At 61.1% G+C, this 17,839-nt stretch carries 15 protein-coding genes; 10 read left to right on the top strand and 5 right to left on the bottom strand.

Translation table 11 applies throughout. The features are described 5' to 3' along the window. Positions 1-129: 129 nt before the first annotated feature. From NKI99_RS22335 to NKI99_RS22315, 5 genes are all read right to left on the bottom strand, one after another. Entirely contained in the window at positions 130-456 is a 327-nt protein-coding gene (locus NKI99_RS22335) for a carbohydrate ABC transporter permease (protein WP_352611976.1), read from the bottom strand. Between the two features lie 290 nt (positions 457-746). Next, positions 747-1,583 carry an N-acyl homoserine lactonase family protein gene (locus NKI99_RS22330; RefSeq protein WP_352611975.1) on the bottom strand — a complete coding sequence of 279 codons (837 nt, stop codon included), beginning with the start codon at positions 1,581-1,583 and terminating at the stop codon, positions 747-749. 10 nt (positions 1,584-1,593) lie between these two features. Further along, the gene (locus NKI99_RS22325; protein WP_352611974.1) at positions 1,594-2,589 is read right to left on the bottom strand and encodes an ABC transporter permease; all 996 of its coding nucleotides are present in this window, start codon (positions 2,587-2,589) and stop codon (positions 1,594-1,596) included. Further along, the gene (locus tag NKI99_RS22320) at positions 2,586-4,136 is read right to left on the bottom strand and encodes a sugar ABC transporter ATP-binding protein (RefSeq protein ID WP_127297958.1); all 1,551 of its coding nucleotides are present in this window, start codon (positions 4,134-4,136) and stop codon (positions 2,586-2,588) included. Before NKI99_RS22320 ends, NKI99_RS22325 begins: the two co-directional genes overlap by 4 nt. Before the next feature lie 43 nt (positions 4,137-4,179). Continuing rightward, positions 4,180-5,166, bottom strand: a complete 987-nt coding sequence (locus tag NKI99_RS22315; protein ID WP_352611973.1) for a sugar ABC transporter substrate-binding protein — start codon at positions 5,164-5,166, stop codon at positions 4,180-4,182. A gap of 134 nt (positions 5,167-5,300) precedes the next feature. Here NKI99_RS22315 and NKI99_RS22310 point away from each other — a divergent pair, with 134 nt between their 5' ends. The 10 genes from NKI99_RS22310 to NKI99_RS22265 all read left to right on the top strand — a co-directional run bounded on the left by NKI99_RS22310 (position 5,301) and on the right by NKI99_RS22265 (position 17,756). Continuing rightward, positions 5,301-6,320 (top strand): LacI family DNA-binding transcriptional regulator, encoded by a 1,020-nt coding sequence (locus NKI99_RS22310; RefSeq protein WP_352611972.1) that lies wholly within the window; start codon positions 5,301-5,303, stop codon positions 6,318-6,320. A 439-nt stretch (positions 6,321-6,759) separates the two neighbouring features. After that, on the top strand, positions 6,760-7,806 hold the full coding sequence (locus NKI99_RS22305) for an NAD(P)-dependent alcohol dehydrogenase (protein ID WP_352611971.1): 1,047 nt from the start codon (positions 6,760-6,762) through the stop codon (positions 7,804-7,806). Between the two features lie 344 nt (positions 7,807-8,150). Beyond that, complete coding sequence (locus tag NKI99_RS22300) at positions 8,151-9,062, top strand: carbohydrate ABC transporter permease (RefSeq protein ID WP_245490526.1); 912 nt, start codon at positions 8,151-8,153, stop codon at positions 9,060-9,062. After that, positions 9,062-9,961: a carbohydrate ABC transporter permease gene (locus NKI99_RS22295; RefSeq protein WP_127297117.1), complete on the top strand. Its 900-nt coding sequence runs from the start codon at positions 9,062-9,064 to the stop codon at positions 9,959-9,961. Before NKI99_RS22300 ends, NKI99_RS22295 begins: the two co-directional genes overlap by 1 nt. Positions 9,962-10,008: 47 nt before the next feature. After that, positions 10,009-11,538, top strand: a complete 1,530-nt coding sequence (locus NKI99_RS22290; RefSeq protein ID WP_352611970.1) for an ABC transporter substrate-binding protein — start codon at positions 10,009-10,011, stop codon at positions 11,536-11,538. 67 nt (positions 11,539-11,605) lie between these two features. Beyond that, positions 11,606-13,132 (top strand): xylulokinase, encoded by a 1,527-nt coding sequence (locus NKI99_RS22285; RefSeq protein ID WP_127297119.1) that lies wholly within the window; start codon positions 11,606-11,608, stop codon positions 13,130-13,132. Further along, on the top strand, positions 13,125-14,450 hold the full coding sequence (locus NKI99_RS22280; RefSeq protein WP_352611969.1) for an iron-containing alcohol dehydrogenase: 1,326 nt from the start codon (positions 13,125-13,127) through the stop codon (positions 14,448-14,450). Before NKI99_RS22285 ends, NKI99_RS22280 begins: the two co-directional genes overlap by 8 nt. Before the next feature lie 76 nt (positions 14,451-14,526). After that, positions 14,527-15,609, top strand: a complete 1,083-nt coding sequence (locus tag NKI99_RS22275) for an ABC transporter ATP-binding protein (RefSeq protein WP_352611968.1) — start codon at positions 14,527-14,529, stop codon at positions 15,607-15,609. After that, entirely contained in the window at positions 15,610-16,665 is a 1,056-nt protein-coding gene (locus NKI99_RS22270) for a hypothetical protein (RefSeq protein WP_352611967.1), read from the top strand. Between the two features lie 92 nt (positions 16,666-16,757). Continuing rightward, positions 16,758-17,756 carry a sugar-binding transcriptional regulator gene (locus tag NKI99_RS22265; protein WP_352611966.1) on the top strand — a complete coding sequence of 333 codons (999 nt, stop codon included), beginning with the start codon at positions 16,758-16,760 and terminating at the stop codon, positions 17,754-17,756. Positions 17,757-17,839 lie beyond the last annotated feature (83 nt).

The following is a 17,839-nucleotide window of genomic DNA, read 5'->3' as shown; positions in this document are numbered from 1 at the left end:
CTCGTCGAAACCATCGAGGCAGCCGAATGCAAGAACTACTTCGAAAACGCAGGCTACGCTTCCGTCAAAATATGAAACGCTCTAGAGAGAGACGTGGAACCGGCATGATCTTGCCGCACGTCGAGGGCTTCATCGGTTTGACTGAAGCTGCGCCGGTAGCCCCGCACTTTGCGACGTCGTGCTGGGTTTTCCCGCCGTGCTTGAGAATACCGATTCAGCCAGTCTCGACGACGGATTTACCGCCATCAGCGGCCAGATAATTTTCGTCATCAGCACATAGTCGCCGGCGCCGTCGAGGCGGGCCGCCTCGATAACTTCCTTGCTGACGCGCTGCATGCCCGCCAGCAGCACCAGGGCCGGGAAGCCGAGCCAATGCCAGACATTGGCAAAAAGGACGCTGCCGAGTGCGGTGTATTCATTGCCGAGCCACGGGATGGCGACGATGCCGAGCAGCACTAGCGTCTGGTTCACCAGCCCGAACAGCGGATGCAGGAAGAGTTTCCGACCCGACCAAACTTGGCATCCGGAATATCAGTCGACAATGGCCTTTTGCATCTTGAGCAGATGTTTTTCCGATCTAACTTGAGACCTTTAGAGTTGGAATAGCCCTTAAACCCGCGACAACCTAGCGTCTATTAGACTCGGTGCATTCGCGGGCACGTTCGGTGCCACAGCGGATGAGTCGAGAATGTAGGCAGGATCGTTTGCCAGCTGCTCCCGGCCATATCGCCCGTTCAGCCACAGCGCTAAGCCGCTTTAATGATGCGAAATCCCTCGACTTCTTTTACCACGGGGAGGCCTTTCCAGCGTTCGGAATCGTGTAGGATGATCAGCCTATCGAGGTTGCCGCCGATTTCGGTATTGATGCGGTCGATGGTGTTGAGCTGGTCCCAGACACTGCCGACGGCGTTGTTGAGAGGCTGATAGACGCCGTCGCGCTTGTGACCGGTGATCTGGCGGGACGAGTAGACGCAATCGCCGGAAAGTACGATGCGGCCGCGCGACGTCTCTATGATGACGAACTGCTGGCCCATCGTGTGGCCCTGCCCCAGCCTCACATGGATGCCTGGCAGAAGGTGGTCGCGGTCACCATCGACCAGCGTCAACCGGTGTTCCACTGCGGCGTCGAAGGCGGCGCGCAGATCGTCGGGATCGATGATGGCGGTGAGGAAGCCGTATTGCGGCGGCAGCGCCATCGCCTCGTGCCAGGAGAGCAACTCCTGTTTCTGCAGATAGAGGCGGGCTTTAGGAAACTGATCGATGGAGCCCATGTGATCGAAATGAGCATGGCTGACGATGATGTCGGTGATGTCGTCCGGCACCAGCCCCAGTTCGGCAAGCATGCGAACCGGGGAAATCCACCAGGGTATGCCGAACTTATCGGAGAAATTCGGGCCGGTTTCGTCCTTCATGAAGCCGGTGTCTACAAGCACGTTGCGGTCGCCGCGCCGCAGCAGAATAAAGGAAAAGGGCAGGTCCGTGGGGCCGTCATCGTACATCCCGCTGACCAGATCGACCCATGGCTGGTTCTTCGATCGCGCGAACTCGATGACATAGATCTGCCAATACTCAGCCTGTGTCATGTGATTCTCCTCAACTTTCCGCAAGTGAGCGGCCAAGGCTGGAAAGCCCTACCGCGATGATCAAAATAGCGCCCTGGAACACGTATTGGGAAAAGGTCGGGGCGCCGAAAATGTTGAGGCCGTTGAAGCCGAAAGCGATGATCAGGGCGCCGACCAAAGTCCCGAGGACATGGAATTCGCCGTCACGCAAAGTCGCCGAGCCGAGAAATACCGCGGCGAACGCCGTCAGCAGATAGGAATCGGCCGCGCTGGTCGTGCCGCTGCCCAGCCGCGACGCTAGGAGAATGCCGGTGAGGGAGGCGCACATGCCGGAAATGACGAAACCAAGCGTCTTGATGCGGTCGACGTTGATACCCGCAAGGCGCGCCGCGGCAGGGTTGCCGCCGACCGCCTGGATTTCCTGGCCGATGGAAGTGCGCTCGACCAGCACCCATAGGATGCCCAGCACGAGGACCATGACGACAATATTGTTGGGGACGCCGAAGAGCCAGCGGCCGAGTGAAAGCTGAAGGAAGGCCTCCGGTACGCCGGCAACGATGGGCACTCCGGCGGAGTAGGCGAAGGCGAGGCCCGTGATGATGGTCCCGACGCCCAGCGTCGCGATCACGGAATTGACTTTCATCTTGGTGACGATGAAGCCGTTGATGAGGCCTATCAGCGCGCCAAGGGCGAGCACGATGAAAATGGCCAGAGGGATCGGCAGCTTGTCGTGGACGATGAAGCCGGTGACGAGAATGCCGTGCAGACTGGCGGCAAAGCCGATCGACAGATCGAGCTCGCCGACGACGACCGCCAATGTTAGGCCGCCGGCGATGATCATGGCTAGCGAGGCCTGGTTGAGGACGTTGGTAAAGTTGCCCAGGGTCGAGAATGCCTTCGGCGACAGGATTGAAAAGACTACGATCATTGCCAGCAGCCCGAGGATGGTCGCGTAGCGCGCGAAAATTCCGAGCGCAGCCTTGGTTCGTGGGGTGAGACGTCTGTTGTACGTTGCGACATCGCTCATGTGGTGCTCCCCTTGGTCAATGGCTCCCGCTCACCGTAGCTTGCCTCGACAATAGCGGAGCGCGACATCGATGCGCCGCTCAGTTCGCGAACGACGAGGCCTTCCGCCATCACAAGCACCCGATCGCAAAGATCCGGCAGTTCATCGGGTTCGGACGAGATGACGAGAACCGCCATGCCGGCCGCGGCGAGATCGCGGATCTGGCGGTGGATCTCCGCGCGCGCGCCGACATCGACCCCGCGGGTCGGTTCATCGAGAATGAGGATGTGCGGCGCACGCTGCAGCCAGCGGCCGATAACCACCTTCTGCTGGTTTCCGCCGCTTAGCCGGCCAACAGGAGTGTCCATGCCTGCCGCCTTGATCGAAAGCAGCTTCATCGTCTCGCGAGCGAGCGTGGACTGCGATTTTCGGCTGAGAAGCGGCACCCTGCGTCCGAGCACAAGCTTGTCCAAATTAACCAGACCAAGATTGAAGGCGACGCTCTTCGACAGGAAAAGTCCTTCGGTGCGCCGCTCCTCCGGCACAAGGCCGAGCCCGGCGGCAACCGCGGCTTGCGGCGTTGTCGGCGCGTAAGGTTTGCCTTTGAGCGTCATGCTGCCCGCGTCGGCGCGATCGGCACCATAGATCAACCGCACCAGTTCGCTGCGTCCGGCGCCGACCAGGCCCCCGATGCCCAGAACTTCGCGCTGGCGAAGTTCGAAACATACGCCACGCACCTTGGGCAGGCGTGTTAGATTCTGGACACGCAGAACGACCTCATGGTTCTGCGGTACATATTCAGCCCTGCTATCGTTGCCGACGTGGGCGGAGCCCACGATCGCCTCGACCAACGCCCTCCTGGTCAATCCGGCACGGGTGAATTCGGCGACGGAATTGCCGTCGCGCAGCACCGACACCCGATCGCAGAGTTCCAGGATCTCATCCAGGCGGTGCGAGACGTAAAGCACGGCAACACCGGAGGCCGAGAGGTCCTTGATGATCACGAAGAGCTTCTCGCTCTCGGCGGCGGAGAGCGAGGCGGTCGGCTCGTCCATGACAATGAGCCGCGACTTGCGGACCAGCGCGCGGCAGATATTGATCAACCAGTTTTCGGCGGTCGACAGCCCTTTCACATTTGCGTTCAGCGAGGCGGTGATGCCGACGCGCCTCGCGATGGGCTCGACGTCGCGGGCGATGGCTGCCCAATCGGTCAAGCCGAAGCGCGATCGTTTTGGCACGCCGAGCATGATGTTCTGGAGGACAGTCATGCCCGGAATGAAAGCCAGCTCCTGATGAATGAAGCTCATGCCGAATTCCGTCGCGCGGTGCGCCGTCTCGATGCCGACGGTTTGCCCATCAACCTCGATCGAGCCCCGGTCCGGATGGTTGAGGCCGGCAAGGATCCTGATCATCGTCGACTTGCCAGCGCCATTGGCGCCGACCAAGCCGTGAACCTCTCCCGCCGCAACATCGAGGGAGGCGCTTCGCAACGCCTGGGCGCCACCGAAGGCCTTGCTGATGTTGCGCACGACAAGAAATGGAGGCGCCACGGGCACCGCCATCTCCATTGCCGCATGTCCTGGTACCCTATCGGTCAAAAGCTGGCTGCGCCTACTGGATCGCGTCGGGATGCTTGGTCAGAAAACCCCCCACCGTATCCTTGGTCACCAGCACGGCTGGCACTTCGGCGGCCTTGGGAGCCCAGCTCTTTCCAGCGGCGGTGATCTCCTCAATCATCTTTGCCATATTGTAGCCTTCGGTGTAGCTGTCTTGCCAAGCCGTTGCGGTCATGAAGCCGTTCTTGATATTTTCAAGAGCCTGGGCGTTTCCGTTGATGCCATACACCATTACATCGGTGCGGTTCTGGGCACGCAGCGAGCCGATCGCGCCGATCGCCGGATCATCCCAGCAGCCCCAGATCGCCAGGTTCTCGGCGCCCGCAGGATGCGAGGCGAGCCATGCATTGGCGTACTGCGCGCCGTCTTCAAAATAGCCGGGAATGCGTACTTCGTTCTTGGTCACCTTGATGTCGGGGTATTTGGCGGCCATTTCATCCATGACCTGTTCGCGGTTCCGGCAAACCTCACCCGTGTGATAGGTAAGGGCAAGGATGGAACCCTTGCCGTTCATGTTCTTGAGCATCAGGTCCACGACGGGGATTGCCATTGGGCCGCCCGACCCGTTGGTGGCGGCAACGGTGCCGCCCAGCCCGCCACCCCAGGTGACGACAGGAATACTCGCGGAACCGGCCGCGGCGAGCCCGGCGCCGATCGACGAGAACGGAAACACCATGTCGACGACGGCATGCGCGCCCAGCTGAGCGAAATTCTGAATGGCTGCGTTGGCCTGGTCAGCATTGCCCGCCGCGTCGACGACGGTGACTTTCCAGCCGAATTCGTCTGCCGCTTTGGTTGCACCCTGGATATAGCGGACATTGTTGGCTTCCGTGGCGCTGATCGACACGATACCGAGCAGGGGCTTGTCGGCCGCGCTGGCCTGCGCGCCGGCCAATGCCAGGGCCACGGCGAAAACGCCGAACGTCAGGTTTTTCATGGTTCTCTCTCCCTTATGAGGTTGGACGCGCACCTTCAGATTCAAAGCTGATGACCGCCTAACCGTTTCGGCAGATTTTCGCATCTCAGGCAGATTCGCAAGAAAATTCGTGCAAAGAGGCGCAAAATAGGCGAGAGATTCGCGTTAACGATCAGCTAAACGATTAGCTAAGAGAACAGATGGCCACCATAAAAGACGTCGCAAGGGCTGCCGGCGTGTCGACGGCGACGGTGTCCGCGGTCGTCAACGACACCGCCTATGTGAGTCCGGAATTGCGTGGTCGCGTGCTCGCCGCGGTGCGTGATCTTCGCTATGCGCCTTCCTTGGTGGCGCGGAATTTGCGCAGCGGCCGCAGTCAGCTGATCGCGCTTGCCGTGGCGGATCTGGCAAACCCGTTCTATGCCCGCATCGTCACTGCGGCCGAGGCGGCGGTCGCCGCCTGGGGCTACTCGCTTGTGCTGTTCAACAGCGATGAAAAGCCCGACATCGAAAGACGCATTCTTTCGCGCATTCGAACATTGGGGTGCGATGGGTCGGTGGTCGTTCCAGTGGGACCCGAAAGCCATTACCAGCGGCGGGATTTCGAGGGCATGCCGGTGGTCCTGCTCGGCCGTTCGATCGGTGATGTCGGCGTCGACACCGTCACCATCGACAATCTGTCGGCCGGCAAGCAGGCGACCAACTACCTTCTGGACCTTGGCCACCGCCATATCGGTTCGATCACCGGGCCCATACAATTGACGACAGCCAGCGGCCGGCTGAAAGGCATGCTCGAAGCGATGGCGGCGCGCGGGCTTGCCCCGAAAACCGGGCATGTCCGTTCCGGCGAATTCCGCGAAGACACCGCTTATTCGGTCGCGCGCGATCTGCTCGGGCAGTCGGATCGACCAACCGCGCTCTACGTCGCCAATGGCGTCATGGCCATCGGCGTCATGCGAGCCGTTGCCGATCTCGGGCTGCGCTGCCCCGAGGATGTTTCGATCGCCTCAACCGACACGGTCGCGGGGGCAGGCGGGCTGAAGCCGCGCCTTACTCGTACCGAGCATCCGGTTGCCGACATGACCAACGAGGCGCTGCGCATGCTGGTCGACCGCATCGAAGGCAAAGTCGCCCAGCCTGCCCGAAACGTGGTTTTCCAGCCAGCGCTGGTGGTTGGAGAAAGCTGCTCGCCCTTGAAAGCTCCCGCCGAGTTGACCTAAGTCAGCGCCATTGAGGCGAGTGACAGCATCGCGACTGGCTTTAACCAGTGGCGAAGAAGCACGGAGCCTCCTCGTCTACGACAGAAATAGTGTCGACTATGTTAGCGGAGAACCATGCCTTTCCTTCTTGGGCAACAGCATGCCGGTAGAGTATTGATCAGAGACGTGGTCGGACCCTGTCGGGCGCCATGGTGTGATCGCACAACGCTGGGAGCTGCCCCCCGGCAACGCAAACATTGCCGCGGCCTCGCCTCCATTGACCATCAGCTGAAGGCTACTTGGTGCCCAGGCCAACAATGACCTTCTGCGAAGTTGTCCGGCTGGGCTCAAGTGCATCGACGTTGACCAGAAGGGTCCGGTAGACTGTGATAACGTAGAATTTGAGGTGACCATGCTGGTGTTTCAAAAACGGCAGCCAGTTTTGAAGGAGATCATTTCGATGACGAAAGTTCGCGCCCTTGTCCTCGAACGTCAGCACGAACTCAAGCTGCGCGACATCAATTTGCAGCAGACGGTCGGCGCAGGCGAGGTTCGCATCAAGATCCACACCGTGGGTGTCTGCGGCTCCGACGTGCACTACTACACCCATGGCCGCATCGGCCCGTTCGTGGTCGAAGCGCCGATGGTCTTGGGCCACGAAGCCGCTGGCATTATCGCGGAAACAGGTGAAGGCGTGGAACATCTGAAGGTGGGTGATCGAGTCTGCATGGAACCAGGCATCCCCGACCCCAATTCTCGGGCGAGCCGGCTCGGCCTCTACAACATTGATCCGGCGGTCAGGTTCTGGGCAACGCCGCCGATCCATGGCGTGTTGACACCCTATGTCGTTCACCCCGCCAACTACACCTTCAAATTGCCTGATAATGTCAGCTTCGCCGAAGGGGCCATGGTCGAACCCTTCGCAGTCGGCATGCAGGCTGCGGCTAAAGCGAAGATCGCGCCGGGTGACACCGCGGTGGTGATTGGCGCAGGGCCGATCGGCACGATGGTGGCGGTCGCCGCCCTTGCCGGCGGCTGCGCCCGCGCCATTGTTGCAGACCTCGCCCAACCCAAGCTCGACATTGCCGCCGGCTTTCAGGGTGTGGTTCCGGTCAACATCCGCGACAAGAATCTGGCGGCAGAGGTGAAGCGCCTGACGGACGGCTGGGGCGCCGACGTCGTCTTCGAATGCTCCGGCTCGGCCAGAGCATGGGAGACGCTGCTCGACCTGCCGCGACCGGGTGGCGCGGTGGTGGTGGTCGGCCTGCCGGTGGCGCCTGTGGGGTTAGACATTGCCACAGCCTCGACCAAGGAAGTCCGCATCGAAACTGTGTTCCGATATGCCCACCAATATGAGCGGGCAATTGCTCTGATGGGGTCGGGCCGGGTCGACCTAAAGCCCCTCATTTCGGCGACCTTCGCCTTCGAAGACTCCATCACCGCATTTGATCGCGCGGTCGAAGCCCGGCCGGCGGACGTAAAGCTTCAGATCCGATTGCCGGATTAGGCAAGTTCCAAAGCCTCCGGGCTGTCTCCCGATCTTGTCCATGCGTTGCGTAGCTTCTTGGGCAGACAAGTCTGGCTGACGGCGGCCCTGAGCGCTTTTAATGCTGGTACACGGCATTTGGCGGCGGCGTTCCCTCCACAAATAATTCCATCCGGTGGTGATGGCATCCTCCGGGACCACGAGCAAATCCGTTGAGCGCTAACGGAACCGACACTTGACAAATCGTCGTCCGTCCGACACGCTTTTAACAAAAGGCACAACAAACTTACAAAAGTTCAAGTTGGCACAATCTGGCCGACAGGGAGAAGGCCGATGCGTCTCTGTGACCGAGCGGAGATTTGCGCGTGAGCACGGTCACCGTGAACCGCGAAACGCCCAGATGGGCGCTGCCCCGGTTCATGACGGCCGAGCATCCTTTCCCCTGGCTCGCTCCGATCACGGTGATGCTTCTCGTTTTCGGCATCTATCCCCTCGCCTATTCAGTCTGGCTGTCGTTTCACAAACGCAATGTCGTCTCCCGGCAACTTGACTTCGCCGGGCTCCACCAATGGACGCGTGCCTTTTCGGATGCGCGTATGTGGCATTCGTTGGAAACCACGCTGATCTACACCTTCGTGGCGCTTGCCGTTCAGCTGGCACTCGGCATCGTAATCGCGCTTCTGCTCGATACCGATCGCAAGGGTTACGGGGTGCTGCGTGCATTGATGACACTGCCACTGGTGGTGCCGCCCGCCGTGACCGGAATGATGTTCCTGCTAATGCAAGACGGCTCTTTCGGGGTCCTGTCGTTCTACCTCTATGCTCTCGACCTGATCTCGCCGGCACAGCCGATCCTAACACAGCCGGGAACCGCATTGGCGGCGATCCTGCTGGCAGACATATGGCAATGGACGCCGTTCATGGTGCTCATCATCCTGGCGGGCCTTCGGGCGCTGCCGAAGGAACCTTTCGAAGCTGCAGCGATCGACGGCGCCAACGGCATCCAGACGTTCCTGCGGCTTACATTGCCGATGCTGCGCAAGGTGATAGCGGTTGCCGTGCTGATCCGCGGCGTCGATCTCTTTCGCATTTACGACTACGTCTACATCATCACCGCCGGCGGCCCCGGAACGGCCACCGAGACGCTGTCATTCTACGCTGGCCGTATCTACTTCACCGGAGACTTCCCATACGCCGCGACCTTGTCGCTGATCGTGCTTGTCGTCCTGATCGGCGTATCGAACATCTTCGTTAGGCTTTTCAAGGTGAGGTTCTGATGGAGCCGTCCCGCGCCCAGACGATCACCCGCGACGTGCTGGCCGTGCTGGTGGTGGCGATCTTCATGTTCCCGATCGCCTGGTGGGCCCTGTCCTCCATCAAGCCCTACTCCGCGATCTTCGACCGCAGCGGCCCGGTCTACACCGGTTTCACTCCGACGCCGGACAATTACCGCGTGACGCTGCTTGGCGTTTCGCGGGTCGACATCGGCATGGAACAGGGGGGCGAGGCGGCGGGAGTTATCAAGGGTGGCGCCAGTTCCTACGATTCCCGCCAGTCGCTGCTCGACAGCGCGACCATAGCCGTCGGATCGACGGCACTGACGCTGTTGTTGGCGACACTGGCCGCCTATTGCCTGTCGCGAATGCAGTTCAGCGGCCAGCAGTCCTTCCTTTTCTGGATCCTTTCGCAGCGCTTCATGCCGCCAATCGCGATAGTCATACCGGTCGTCTTCATGTTCCGGGATCTTGGTTTGCGCGATACCTATACCGGGCTCATCCTCGTTCACAGCTTGATCAACCTGCCGCTGGCGGTTTTGCTTTTGAAGTCGTTCTTCGACGATGTGCCACGTGAGGTCGACGAAGCGGCGCTGATTGACGGCGCAACGCGCTGGCAGACGTTTCGACGTGTGGTCCTTCCCATGGTGAAAGGCGGCATCGCCGCGACAGCCGTGCTGTGTTTCATCTTTTCATGGACCGAATTCCTGCTCTCGCTGTTCCTGACAACGTCGATCCGCACCGTGCCGGTGAAGATCTCGACCTTTGTCACCTCGACCGCGACAGAGTGGGGCTACATCACGGCGCTCGGCACGTCCGCGATCATACCCAGCTTCATCTTTATCCTGCTGGTCCAACGGCATCTGGTCCGCGGCCTCACCCTCGGATCGCTGAAAGAGTGAGGCCCGGACGAGAAGAACTACGGCAAATCGCAACGGAGGAAACGATCATGAGCTTCAAAGACCACGACAAGAAGACATTCGTCGCCGATACCTGCAACGACTTTACGGCGCGCCGAATAACCAAACGCGAATTCATGAGGAAGATGGCACTCGCCGGCGTCGGCTTTTCCGCCTTCGGATCGGCCATGCTGGGCGGTGGCCGCTCCAATCGGGGGGTGCTGGGCCTGGGGGTCGAAGAAGCCCGCGCCCAGGACGCGGATATGCTGAAGTGGCTGGCCGATGTCGGCAAACCATATGCCGGCACGAAAATCCGCTACACTTCGGAAGCGACGCCGCCAACCATCGTCGCCAACCAGCTTGTCGCGGGTGAGTTCACCAAGGCGACCGGCATCGAGGTCGAGGTCGAGATCGTGCCGCTGGAGCAGGTTCTCGCCAAGGCTACGCAGGATGTACAGGGCCAGCTGGGCACCTATGACGTCTACTATCTCGACCAGTCCTGGATGGCGACATTTGCACAGGATGTCGTCGATCCGCGCGAGTATTATGACCAGAACAAAGAACTGGCGATGCCCAACTTCGACTGGGACGATTTCTCCAAGCCCCTTGTCGAGGGCATCGCCATGTACAATGGCAAACAGTGCGGAATTCCGTTCGATATTCCGATCTTCATCCTGATGTACCGGAAGGATCTTTTCGACAAACACAATATCGCGTTGCCGACAGATCTCGACGCCTATCTCAAGGCCGTGCAGGCACTTACGGAGGCGGAAAAGGGCAATGGCATCTTTGGCACCGCATGCCAGGCGAAGTCTGGCCATTATTCGCTCGAATGCGACTGGACCTTCGCACTCTGGGGTCATGGCGGCTCGATCTTCAACAAGGATAAGAAGTTTGTCGGCAACGACGAGCGCGGCGTGGCCGGGCTGCAATTCTACCAGGAGCTGGTCAAGAACTCGCCGCCCTCCGCGACGACATGGACCTGGGATGGTCAGGGGCAGGCCCTGACACAGGGGCAAGCCGCCATGGCAATCACCTGGGGCGAGGATTTTCCCGGCTTCGATGCCAACGATTCCAAGGTCAAAGGCCTGTTCGAGGCCTTGCCCGCACCCAAGGAGGTCCCAGGCCGTCGCGCCGTCGCCGATTGCGGCTTCAACGAGATCCCGGCGGTCGGCCACCAGGGTGGTTCGACGATCTCGCTGTCGCAATACTCCAAGAACAAGGAAGCGGCATGGCTGTTCATGCAGTGGGTCTGCTCGAAGGACGTAATGGCGCGGGTGTCGACGCTCGGCGGAGGCGCCTCGCCGATGCGCAATTCCTCCTTCACCGATCCTCGGGTCAAGGCGAAAGCCGTCGTCGGACCGGGAACGACACGCCATTTCGATGCGATCAAATACACCATCGACAACCAGATGGGATCGGAGCCGGACATGCCGATTTGGGCTGATTTGTCGAACAACGACATCCCGGTTGAACTCGGCAAGCTACTGACCGGCCAAGACTATGGCGGCAACGCCAAGGCATGCCTGGATGTGATTGCCGGCATTGTCGACGGCAAAGTCAAGGATGCCGGCCTTTAGCGGACTTTTCCGGTAATTTCGGCGATGGCGGTTTCGACCGCCCTCGCCCTTTGGCAATGTGGCAGCAATGGTTCCGGATCTCGTCATCGGCATTGATTCCTCGACCTCGGCAACCAAGGCGATCGCATGGGATCGCAATGGTCGCGCGGTGGCGGAAGGTCGTGCGTCGATTGCAACGTCCAACCCGCGTCGCGGCTATTTCGAGCAGGATCCGGCCGAATGGTGGGCCTCGACCGCCACAGCGCTCCGCGCCGTGTCGGCAACAGTTTCGCCGGCACGCATTGCCGCCCTCGCCATTGCCAACCAGCGCGAAAGCTTCGGCCTTTTCGATGAGCAAGGCGAGGCGGTCGGACCCGCGACGCTGTGGCTCGATGAGCGCGCCCGCCAGAAGGCACGCCGTTTCGGCCAGACCTTCGGAGCAGCACGCGTCCACGCGATATCCGGCAAGCCACTGGACGTCATCCCCTGCCTCTACCGGATGATCTGGTTCCGCGAGGAGCAGCCCGAGATTTTTGCCCAAGTAGAGCGAATGGCCGAAGTCCAGGGCTACCTGGTCTTTCGCTTGAGCGGCCGGTGGGTAACGTCTACCGCCTCCGCGGACCCAATGGGCGTGCTCGACATGCGAACCATGGACTGGTCGAACGAGATACTGGAGGCGGCGGGCATCGCCCGACGAATGATGCCGGACCTGGCGCGGCCTGGCACCGTTCTGGGCCAGATAACCCCGGAAGCCGCCATCTCCACAGGCTTGCGGGAGGGTACGCCGATCGTCGCCGGCGGCGGCGACGGTCAATGCGCCGGCACGGGGGCCGGTGTGTTGCAGGCGGGATGCGCTTACATAAACCTCGGCACGGCGGTCGTTTCCGGCAGCTACGGCACCGACTACGTCCACGACCCGGCCTTCCGCACCGAAACGGCGGTCGCCGAGGATGGCTATATCTACGAGACGTGCCTGCGCGCCGGCACTTTTCTCGTCGACTGGATGACGCGCGAAATGCTTGGCGTCGAGCATGGGTCCAGCGGCGCCCTGGAGACGCTCGAAGCCGAAGCCACGGCCAGCCCAATCGGTGCAGGCGGCATCATGCTCCTGCCCTACTGGCAAGGCGTCATGGATCCGCACTGGGACAGCGCCGCCCGCGGTGTAATCGTCGGGCTTTCCGGCTCGAGCCGCCGCGGCGACGTCTATCGCGCCGTGCTGGAAGGAATAGCGCTGCACCAGGCCGCGACAAGTCAGCGGGCCGCTGCCGCCGTCGCCCAGAACATCGACCATTTCATAGCCATCGGCGGAGGAGCGAAGTCCGACCTGTGGATGCAGATCCTGGCGGATGCACTCGATCGTCCCGTAAAGCGTTCGACGACCGTGGAAGCATCTTCGCTCGGCGCGGCAATGGCAGCGGCGAAGGGGGCGGGCTGGTTTTCCACCATCGCCGAAGCGTCTCTCGCGATGGCCAGCGAACCCGCCCAATCCTTCGATCCCGATGCTGGCCGTGCCGGCCGCTATGCCGAACTTCTCGCGATTCACGCCGATCTTTGGCCAACGCTTTCCGCTTGGAACCAGCGACTCGCGGCTTTCACGGAGGCTGACCATGGCTGAAACGATCAACTGGAACGCCTTGATCGAGGATGTTGTCGCAGGGCGCTGGAAAGATCCCAAGACAGGCGCCGCCGCTAACCTGCCGTTCCAGACGATCGAATTGCTGGAGACGACGGAGGGCCGTGAGGCGGACCTCATCGCGCCTCTGACGCTGGGCAACCGCATCGCTGTCGTGTCCGACGTCAACACCGTCGAAGTGATGGGGCAGCGCGTTGCAAAGGCGCTGCGTGCCGTCGCCGATATCGACGAAATCGTGCTGCCTCAAGGTCTCGACTGCGACGAGGCGACGATCCAGATGGTCCGAGAGAAGACACGTCACGCAGCCGCGGTCGTCGCCGTTGGATCCGGCGTCCTCAACGACAGCTGCAAGCATGCAACCTTCCTCGATGGCCGGCCATATGCCGTTTTCGGCACGGCAGCGTCGATGAATGGCTACGGCGCTTCGACCGCATCGGTGACCCTGGCTTCAGGGCTCAAGATTTCGCTGCCCTCGCACGCGCCGCGCGGCATCTTCCTGGACCTTGGCGTTTCGGCCGCAGCGCCGACCTGGCTCAGCGCAGCCGGACTTGGCGACAGTCTCTGCCGTTCCACCGCCCAGATCGACTGGTGGGCCTCGCATCGGCTGTTCGGCACTTACTATTCTGATGTTCCTTACCTGCTGCAGGCGGGCGACGAGGAACCGATGCTGGCCCATGCACCTGGCCTTGCAAAGCATGACGTCGCCGCTGTCGGGCATCTCCAGCGAGTTTTGACGCTGTGCTCGATGGGCGTCTGCTTCGCCGGCGTTTCCCATCCGGGCTCCATGGGGGAGCACCAGATCTCCCATTGGGTCGACATGTTCGCGGGAGACCATCATACCGGCACCACGCACGGTCAGCAGGTCGGGGTTGCCTCGCTAGTGATGGCGCGTCTGCAAGCCCGTCTGCTCGACATGAAAGAGCCGCCGCGGGCAAAACCGACCCTCGTCCATGAAGCGGCGATTCTGGCCCGCTATGGCGCGCAACTGGGACCACTTTGCGTTGCCGAAATGAGGAAGACGGCACTCGACCCTAGCCAGACGGAAGCCTTCAACCAGAAACTTGCCGAAATCTGGCCGGCCCTACGCCGGGAGCTTCGGCCGATAGCCATGCCGGTCGCCCGCATGGAGGCGGCATTAAAGGCCGCGGGAGGACCGATCACCGGCGCGGAATTAAGCCTGCCACGAGAGCTTTGGCACGACGCCATCCGCTATTCGCGAGAAATCCGCGGTCGCTGGTCCTTTGTCAATCTGGCCGCCGATGCGGGGCTCCTGGAAGAATTTCTGGAGAACGAATGGTGAGACAGCATTGCGTGGTTGCAATGGCTCGCATGGCGGTGGAAACGCAACACGCAAGGGCAATGAAGGGTAGCGGTTCATGGCATCTGTCACCATCAGCAACATAAGGAAGGACTATGGCGCGGTCGAGGTTATCCATGGACTCGATCTTTCGATCGACGATGGCCAGTTCGTCGTTCTGTTGGGGCCGTCCGGCTGCGGCAAGTCCACCCTGCTGCGCATGATAGCCGGTCTTGAGCCCATCACATCCGGCGGGATCGCCATAGGCGACAAAGTCGTCAACACCCTTCACCCCAAAGACCGCAACATCGCCATGGTCTTCCAGAATTACGCGCTTTACGCGCACATGACGGTTTTCGACAACATGGCCTTTTCCATGCAGTTGAAGAAACGCCCCACAGAAGAAATCAAACAGAAGGTGGGGTGGGCGGCGTCGGTCCTCAATCTAACGCCCTACCTGGAACGATATCCCCGCCAGCTTTCGGGCGGCCAGCGGCAGCGCGTCGCCATGGGCCGTGCCATCGTGCGAGATCCAACCGTATTCCTATTCGACGAGCCGCTGTCCAATCTCGACGCCAAACTGCGGGTGCAAATGCGCACCGAAATCAAGGAACTCCACCAGCGGCTAAAGACCACCACGGTATATGTCACGCACGACCAGATCGAGGCCATGACCATGGCCGATGTCATCGTCATCATGCGCGACGGTTACATCGAACAGATCGGGCGTCCGCTCGATGTCTACGATCGTCCGGCAAATCTCTTTGTCGCCTCGTTCATCGGCTCGCCTGGAATGAACATGTTCCATGGCGAAGTGGCCTCCGAGGGCGGAGCCTGGGTGGTGCGGACTGACGAACTGTCCCTGCCTCTTCCGCCCGAGGCAGCGGTTCGGTCCGGCCAGAAGGTGGTCTATGGCATTCGTCCCGAACATCTTCGACCGGTGGCGGACGGGAGCGGCATTCCGGCGACCGTCACTGTCGTCGAGCCGACTGGTCCTGAAATCCATATCTTTGCCAGCATGGGCAACAACGCGGTCTGCTCGGTGCTGCACAATCGGATGGAACTCTCTCCAGGAGCCATGATTCATCTGGAGCCGGCGCCAGACCGAATCCATCTATTCGACCAAGGCAGCGGCGAGCGGCTGGACAGGGGAGGAAACTGAATGGCGCGGATCGTTATCCTCGGCGCTGGCGTCATGGGGTCTGCCATGACGCTTCCGGCCGCTCACGCGGGTAACCGCATCACTCTCGTTGGCACCCATCTCGACGAAGAGATCATTGGCTCCGTGGCCGGCACAGGCCGTCATCCGCGCCTCAACATCACTCTGCCTGGCGCGGTAACCGCCTGCTCGTGGACCGGGTTCGGGGCGGCGATGAACGACGAACCCGATTTGCTTGTACTCGGCGTCTCCTCAGCCGGTGTTCCTTGGGCGATCAACCGCATCGCCGAGAGCATCAAGTCGCCCGTGCCGATACTGATGATTACGAAGGGGCTCACCGCGAGTGACGAAGGCATTGAGATCCTGCCACGTGTGGTCGCTCGCGAAATTCAACGGCGTACCTCCTTGTCGATGCCGGTGATGGCCGTCGGCGGACCCTGCATTGCCGGCGAACTGGCCGCACAGCGTGATACATCGGTGATCGTGGCCGGGCTCGATGCCGATCAGGTCGCCGCGGCGTCCCACATCCTGCGAGCTCCTTTCTATCACGCGCGCCCGTCATCCGATGTCGTAGGCGTCGAAATCTGCGCCGCTTTCAAGAATTTCTACACGCTCGCCGTTGGGGCACCCATCGGACTGCTGGAGCGCGACAACAAGGCGCCAAATGGTGCGGTCATGCATAATCTTGCCTCGTCACTTTTCTCGCAGTCGCTGGCGGAGATGGCGATTCTGGTCGAGGCCCTCGGCGGAAGAACCGAAACAGTACAGGGACTGGCCGGCTCGGGCGATCTTTATGTGACCTGCCAGGCGGGTCGCAACGGCCGCATGGGGCGCTTGCTTGGCCGCGGCCTGCCTTATTCCGTGGCGAAGCGCGAGCATATGAGTTCAGACACGGTCGAAGGGGCGCAACTGGCGCTGGATCTTGGCCCGACATTGGCGAAGATGATGGCGCAAGGCGTACTTCCTGGCGATCGCTTGCCGCTGACGGCCGCCATCATCGACGCGATTTGCCACGATGCTCCGCTGGCTTTGTCCTTCGACCGTTATCACCGAGGCTAGAGGCGGACCCAGAAAAATCGATTGACGCTTCATATCGATTCGAGCACGGCTCCGCCGAGCCGCTCTGATCTCGCGGAGTGGAGGACATTCTGATGGAGAAACCACCACGAAAGAAACGCGACGGCCGCAACACCTTGACGAACTCCGTTTCGGCCGAACGCGAGGAAGGGCTTCTCGTCCGCGCCGCCTGGCTTGCTTATGTCGGCGACCTCACGCAGGCGCAAATCGCCAAGTCCCTTGGCCTGACCCGCCTTCGCGTCAACCGGATGCTGGCGCAGGCCCGCGAGCGGGGGATCGTTCAGATCCGCATCAATTCGAAGGTGGCGAACTGCATAGAGTTGGAGCACCGGCTGCGGCATGCCTACGGGATCTCCGATCCGATCGTGGTTCCGACGCCACCCGATCCTGCCTTGGTGCCACAGGTGATCGCAGCCGCCGCCGGTGAGGCCCTGTCGCTCAGAATCCGTGACGGGATATCGGTGGGCGTGGGATGGGGACGGACGCTCCAGCTTAGTCTGCGGTCAGTGACCGTGCGCCCCGTCAAAGGAATGTCGGTCGTTTCCTTGCTTGGTGGGCTCACGCGCGGATCGGCGATCAACATCTATGAAATCGCTTCGCGGCTCGCGGCGCTTTTCGATGCGGAATGCTTCTACATCGCAGCACCGGTGTTCACGGACACGGAGGCCACGCGCGATCTGCTTATGCGCCAGTCCATTTTGGAAGACGCCTTCACCCATGCCCGCGACGTTGACGCCGCTTTCGTTTCGGTGGGTGCGGTGCACAAGGACGCCACCATTTTTCGGATCGGACTGGTAGGCGACGATGATCTCAGATCGCTCCGCGAAGCCGGGGCGGTCGGCGATATTTGCGGCCACTGGATCGGCGCCGACGGACATCTGGTCAATCACCCACTCAACGATCGCGTTATCGGCCTCGCCCCCGAAAACCTGCGCCACATTGACACTGTCATCCTGCCCTCCGGTGGCCTCGACAAGGTTCCGGTGCTGCGCGCCGTATTGCGTCTCGGAGTCGTCGATGTCTTGATCACCGACGAAAAGACCGCGGAGTCGATCCTTGCAGAAAAGTGGTAGAGAGGACTGACTGATTTTAGTCTAGGGGAGCGGGACTTGGGAGACAGTTCTTAGTGGCTTTCCCCACAACCAGCTCGGTATGC

Source organism: Mesorhizobium sp. M0239, from assembly GCF_040321815.1.
Taxonomy (GTDB): domain Bacteria; phylum Pseudomonadota; class Alphaproteobacteria; order Rhizobiales; family Rhizobiaceae; genus Mesorhizobium.
The sequence above is the reverse complement of the archived record's forward strand: the minus strand, read 5'-3'. Positions and strand labels throughout refer to the sequence as shown.

Coding starts and splice junctions, on each gene's coding strand:
- NKI99_RS22330 (WP_352611975.1), bottom strand. CDS start 1,583: ATGACACAGGCTGAGTATTGGCAGATCTATGTCATCGAGTTCGCGCGA.
- NKI99_RS22325 (WP_352611974.1), bottom strand. CDS start 2,589: ATGAGCGATGTCGCAACGTACAACAGACGTCTCACCCCACGAACCAAG.
- NKI99_RS22320 (WP_127297958.1), bottom strand. CDS start 4,136: ATGGAGATGGCGGTGCCCGTGGCGCCTCCATTTCTTGTCGTGCGCAAC.
- NKI99_RS22310 (WP_352611972.1), top strand. CDS start 5,301: ATGGCCACCATAAAAGACGTCGCAAGGGCTGCCGGCGTGTCGACGGCG.
- NKI99_RS22305 (WP_352611971.1), top strand. CDS start 6,760: ATGACGAAAGTTCGCGCCCTTGTCCTCGAACGTCAGCACGAACTCAAG.
- NKI99_RS22295 (WP_127297117.1), top strand. CDS start 9,062: ATGGAGCCGTCCCGCGCCCAGACGATCACCCGCGACGTGCTGGCCGTG.
- NKI99_RS22290 (WP_352611970.1), top strand. CDS start 10,009: ATGAGCTTCAAAGACCACGACAAGAAGACATTCGTCGCCGATACCTGC.
- NKI99_RS22285 (WP_127297119.1), top strand. CDS start 11,606: ATGGTTCCGGATCTCGTCATCGGCATTGATTCCTCGACCTCGGCAACC.
- NKI99_RS22280 (WP_352611969.1), top strand. CDS start 13,125: ATGGCTGAAACGATCAACTGGAACGCCTTGATCGAGGATGTTGTCGCA.
- NKI99_RS22275 (WP_352611968.1), top strand. CDS start 14,527: ATGGCATCTGTCACCATCAGCAACATAAGGAAGGACTATGGCGCGGTC.
- NKI99_RS22270 (WP_352611967.1), top strand. CDS start 15,610: ATGGCGCGGATCGTTATCCTCGGCGCTGGCGTCATGGGGTCTGCCATG.
- NKI99_RS22265 (WP_352611966.1), top strand. CDS start 16,758: ATGGAGAAACCACCACGAAAGAAACGCGACGGCCGCAACACCTTGACG.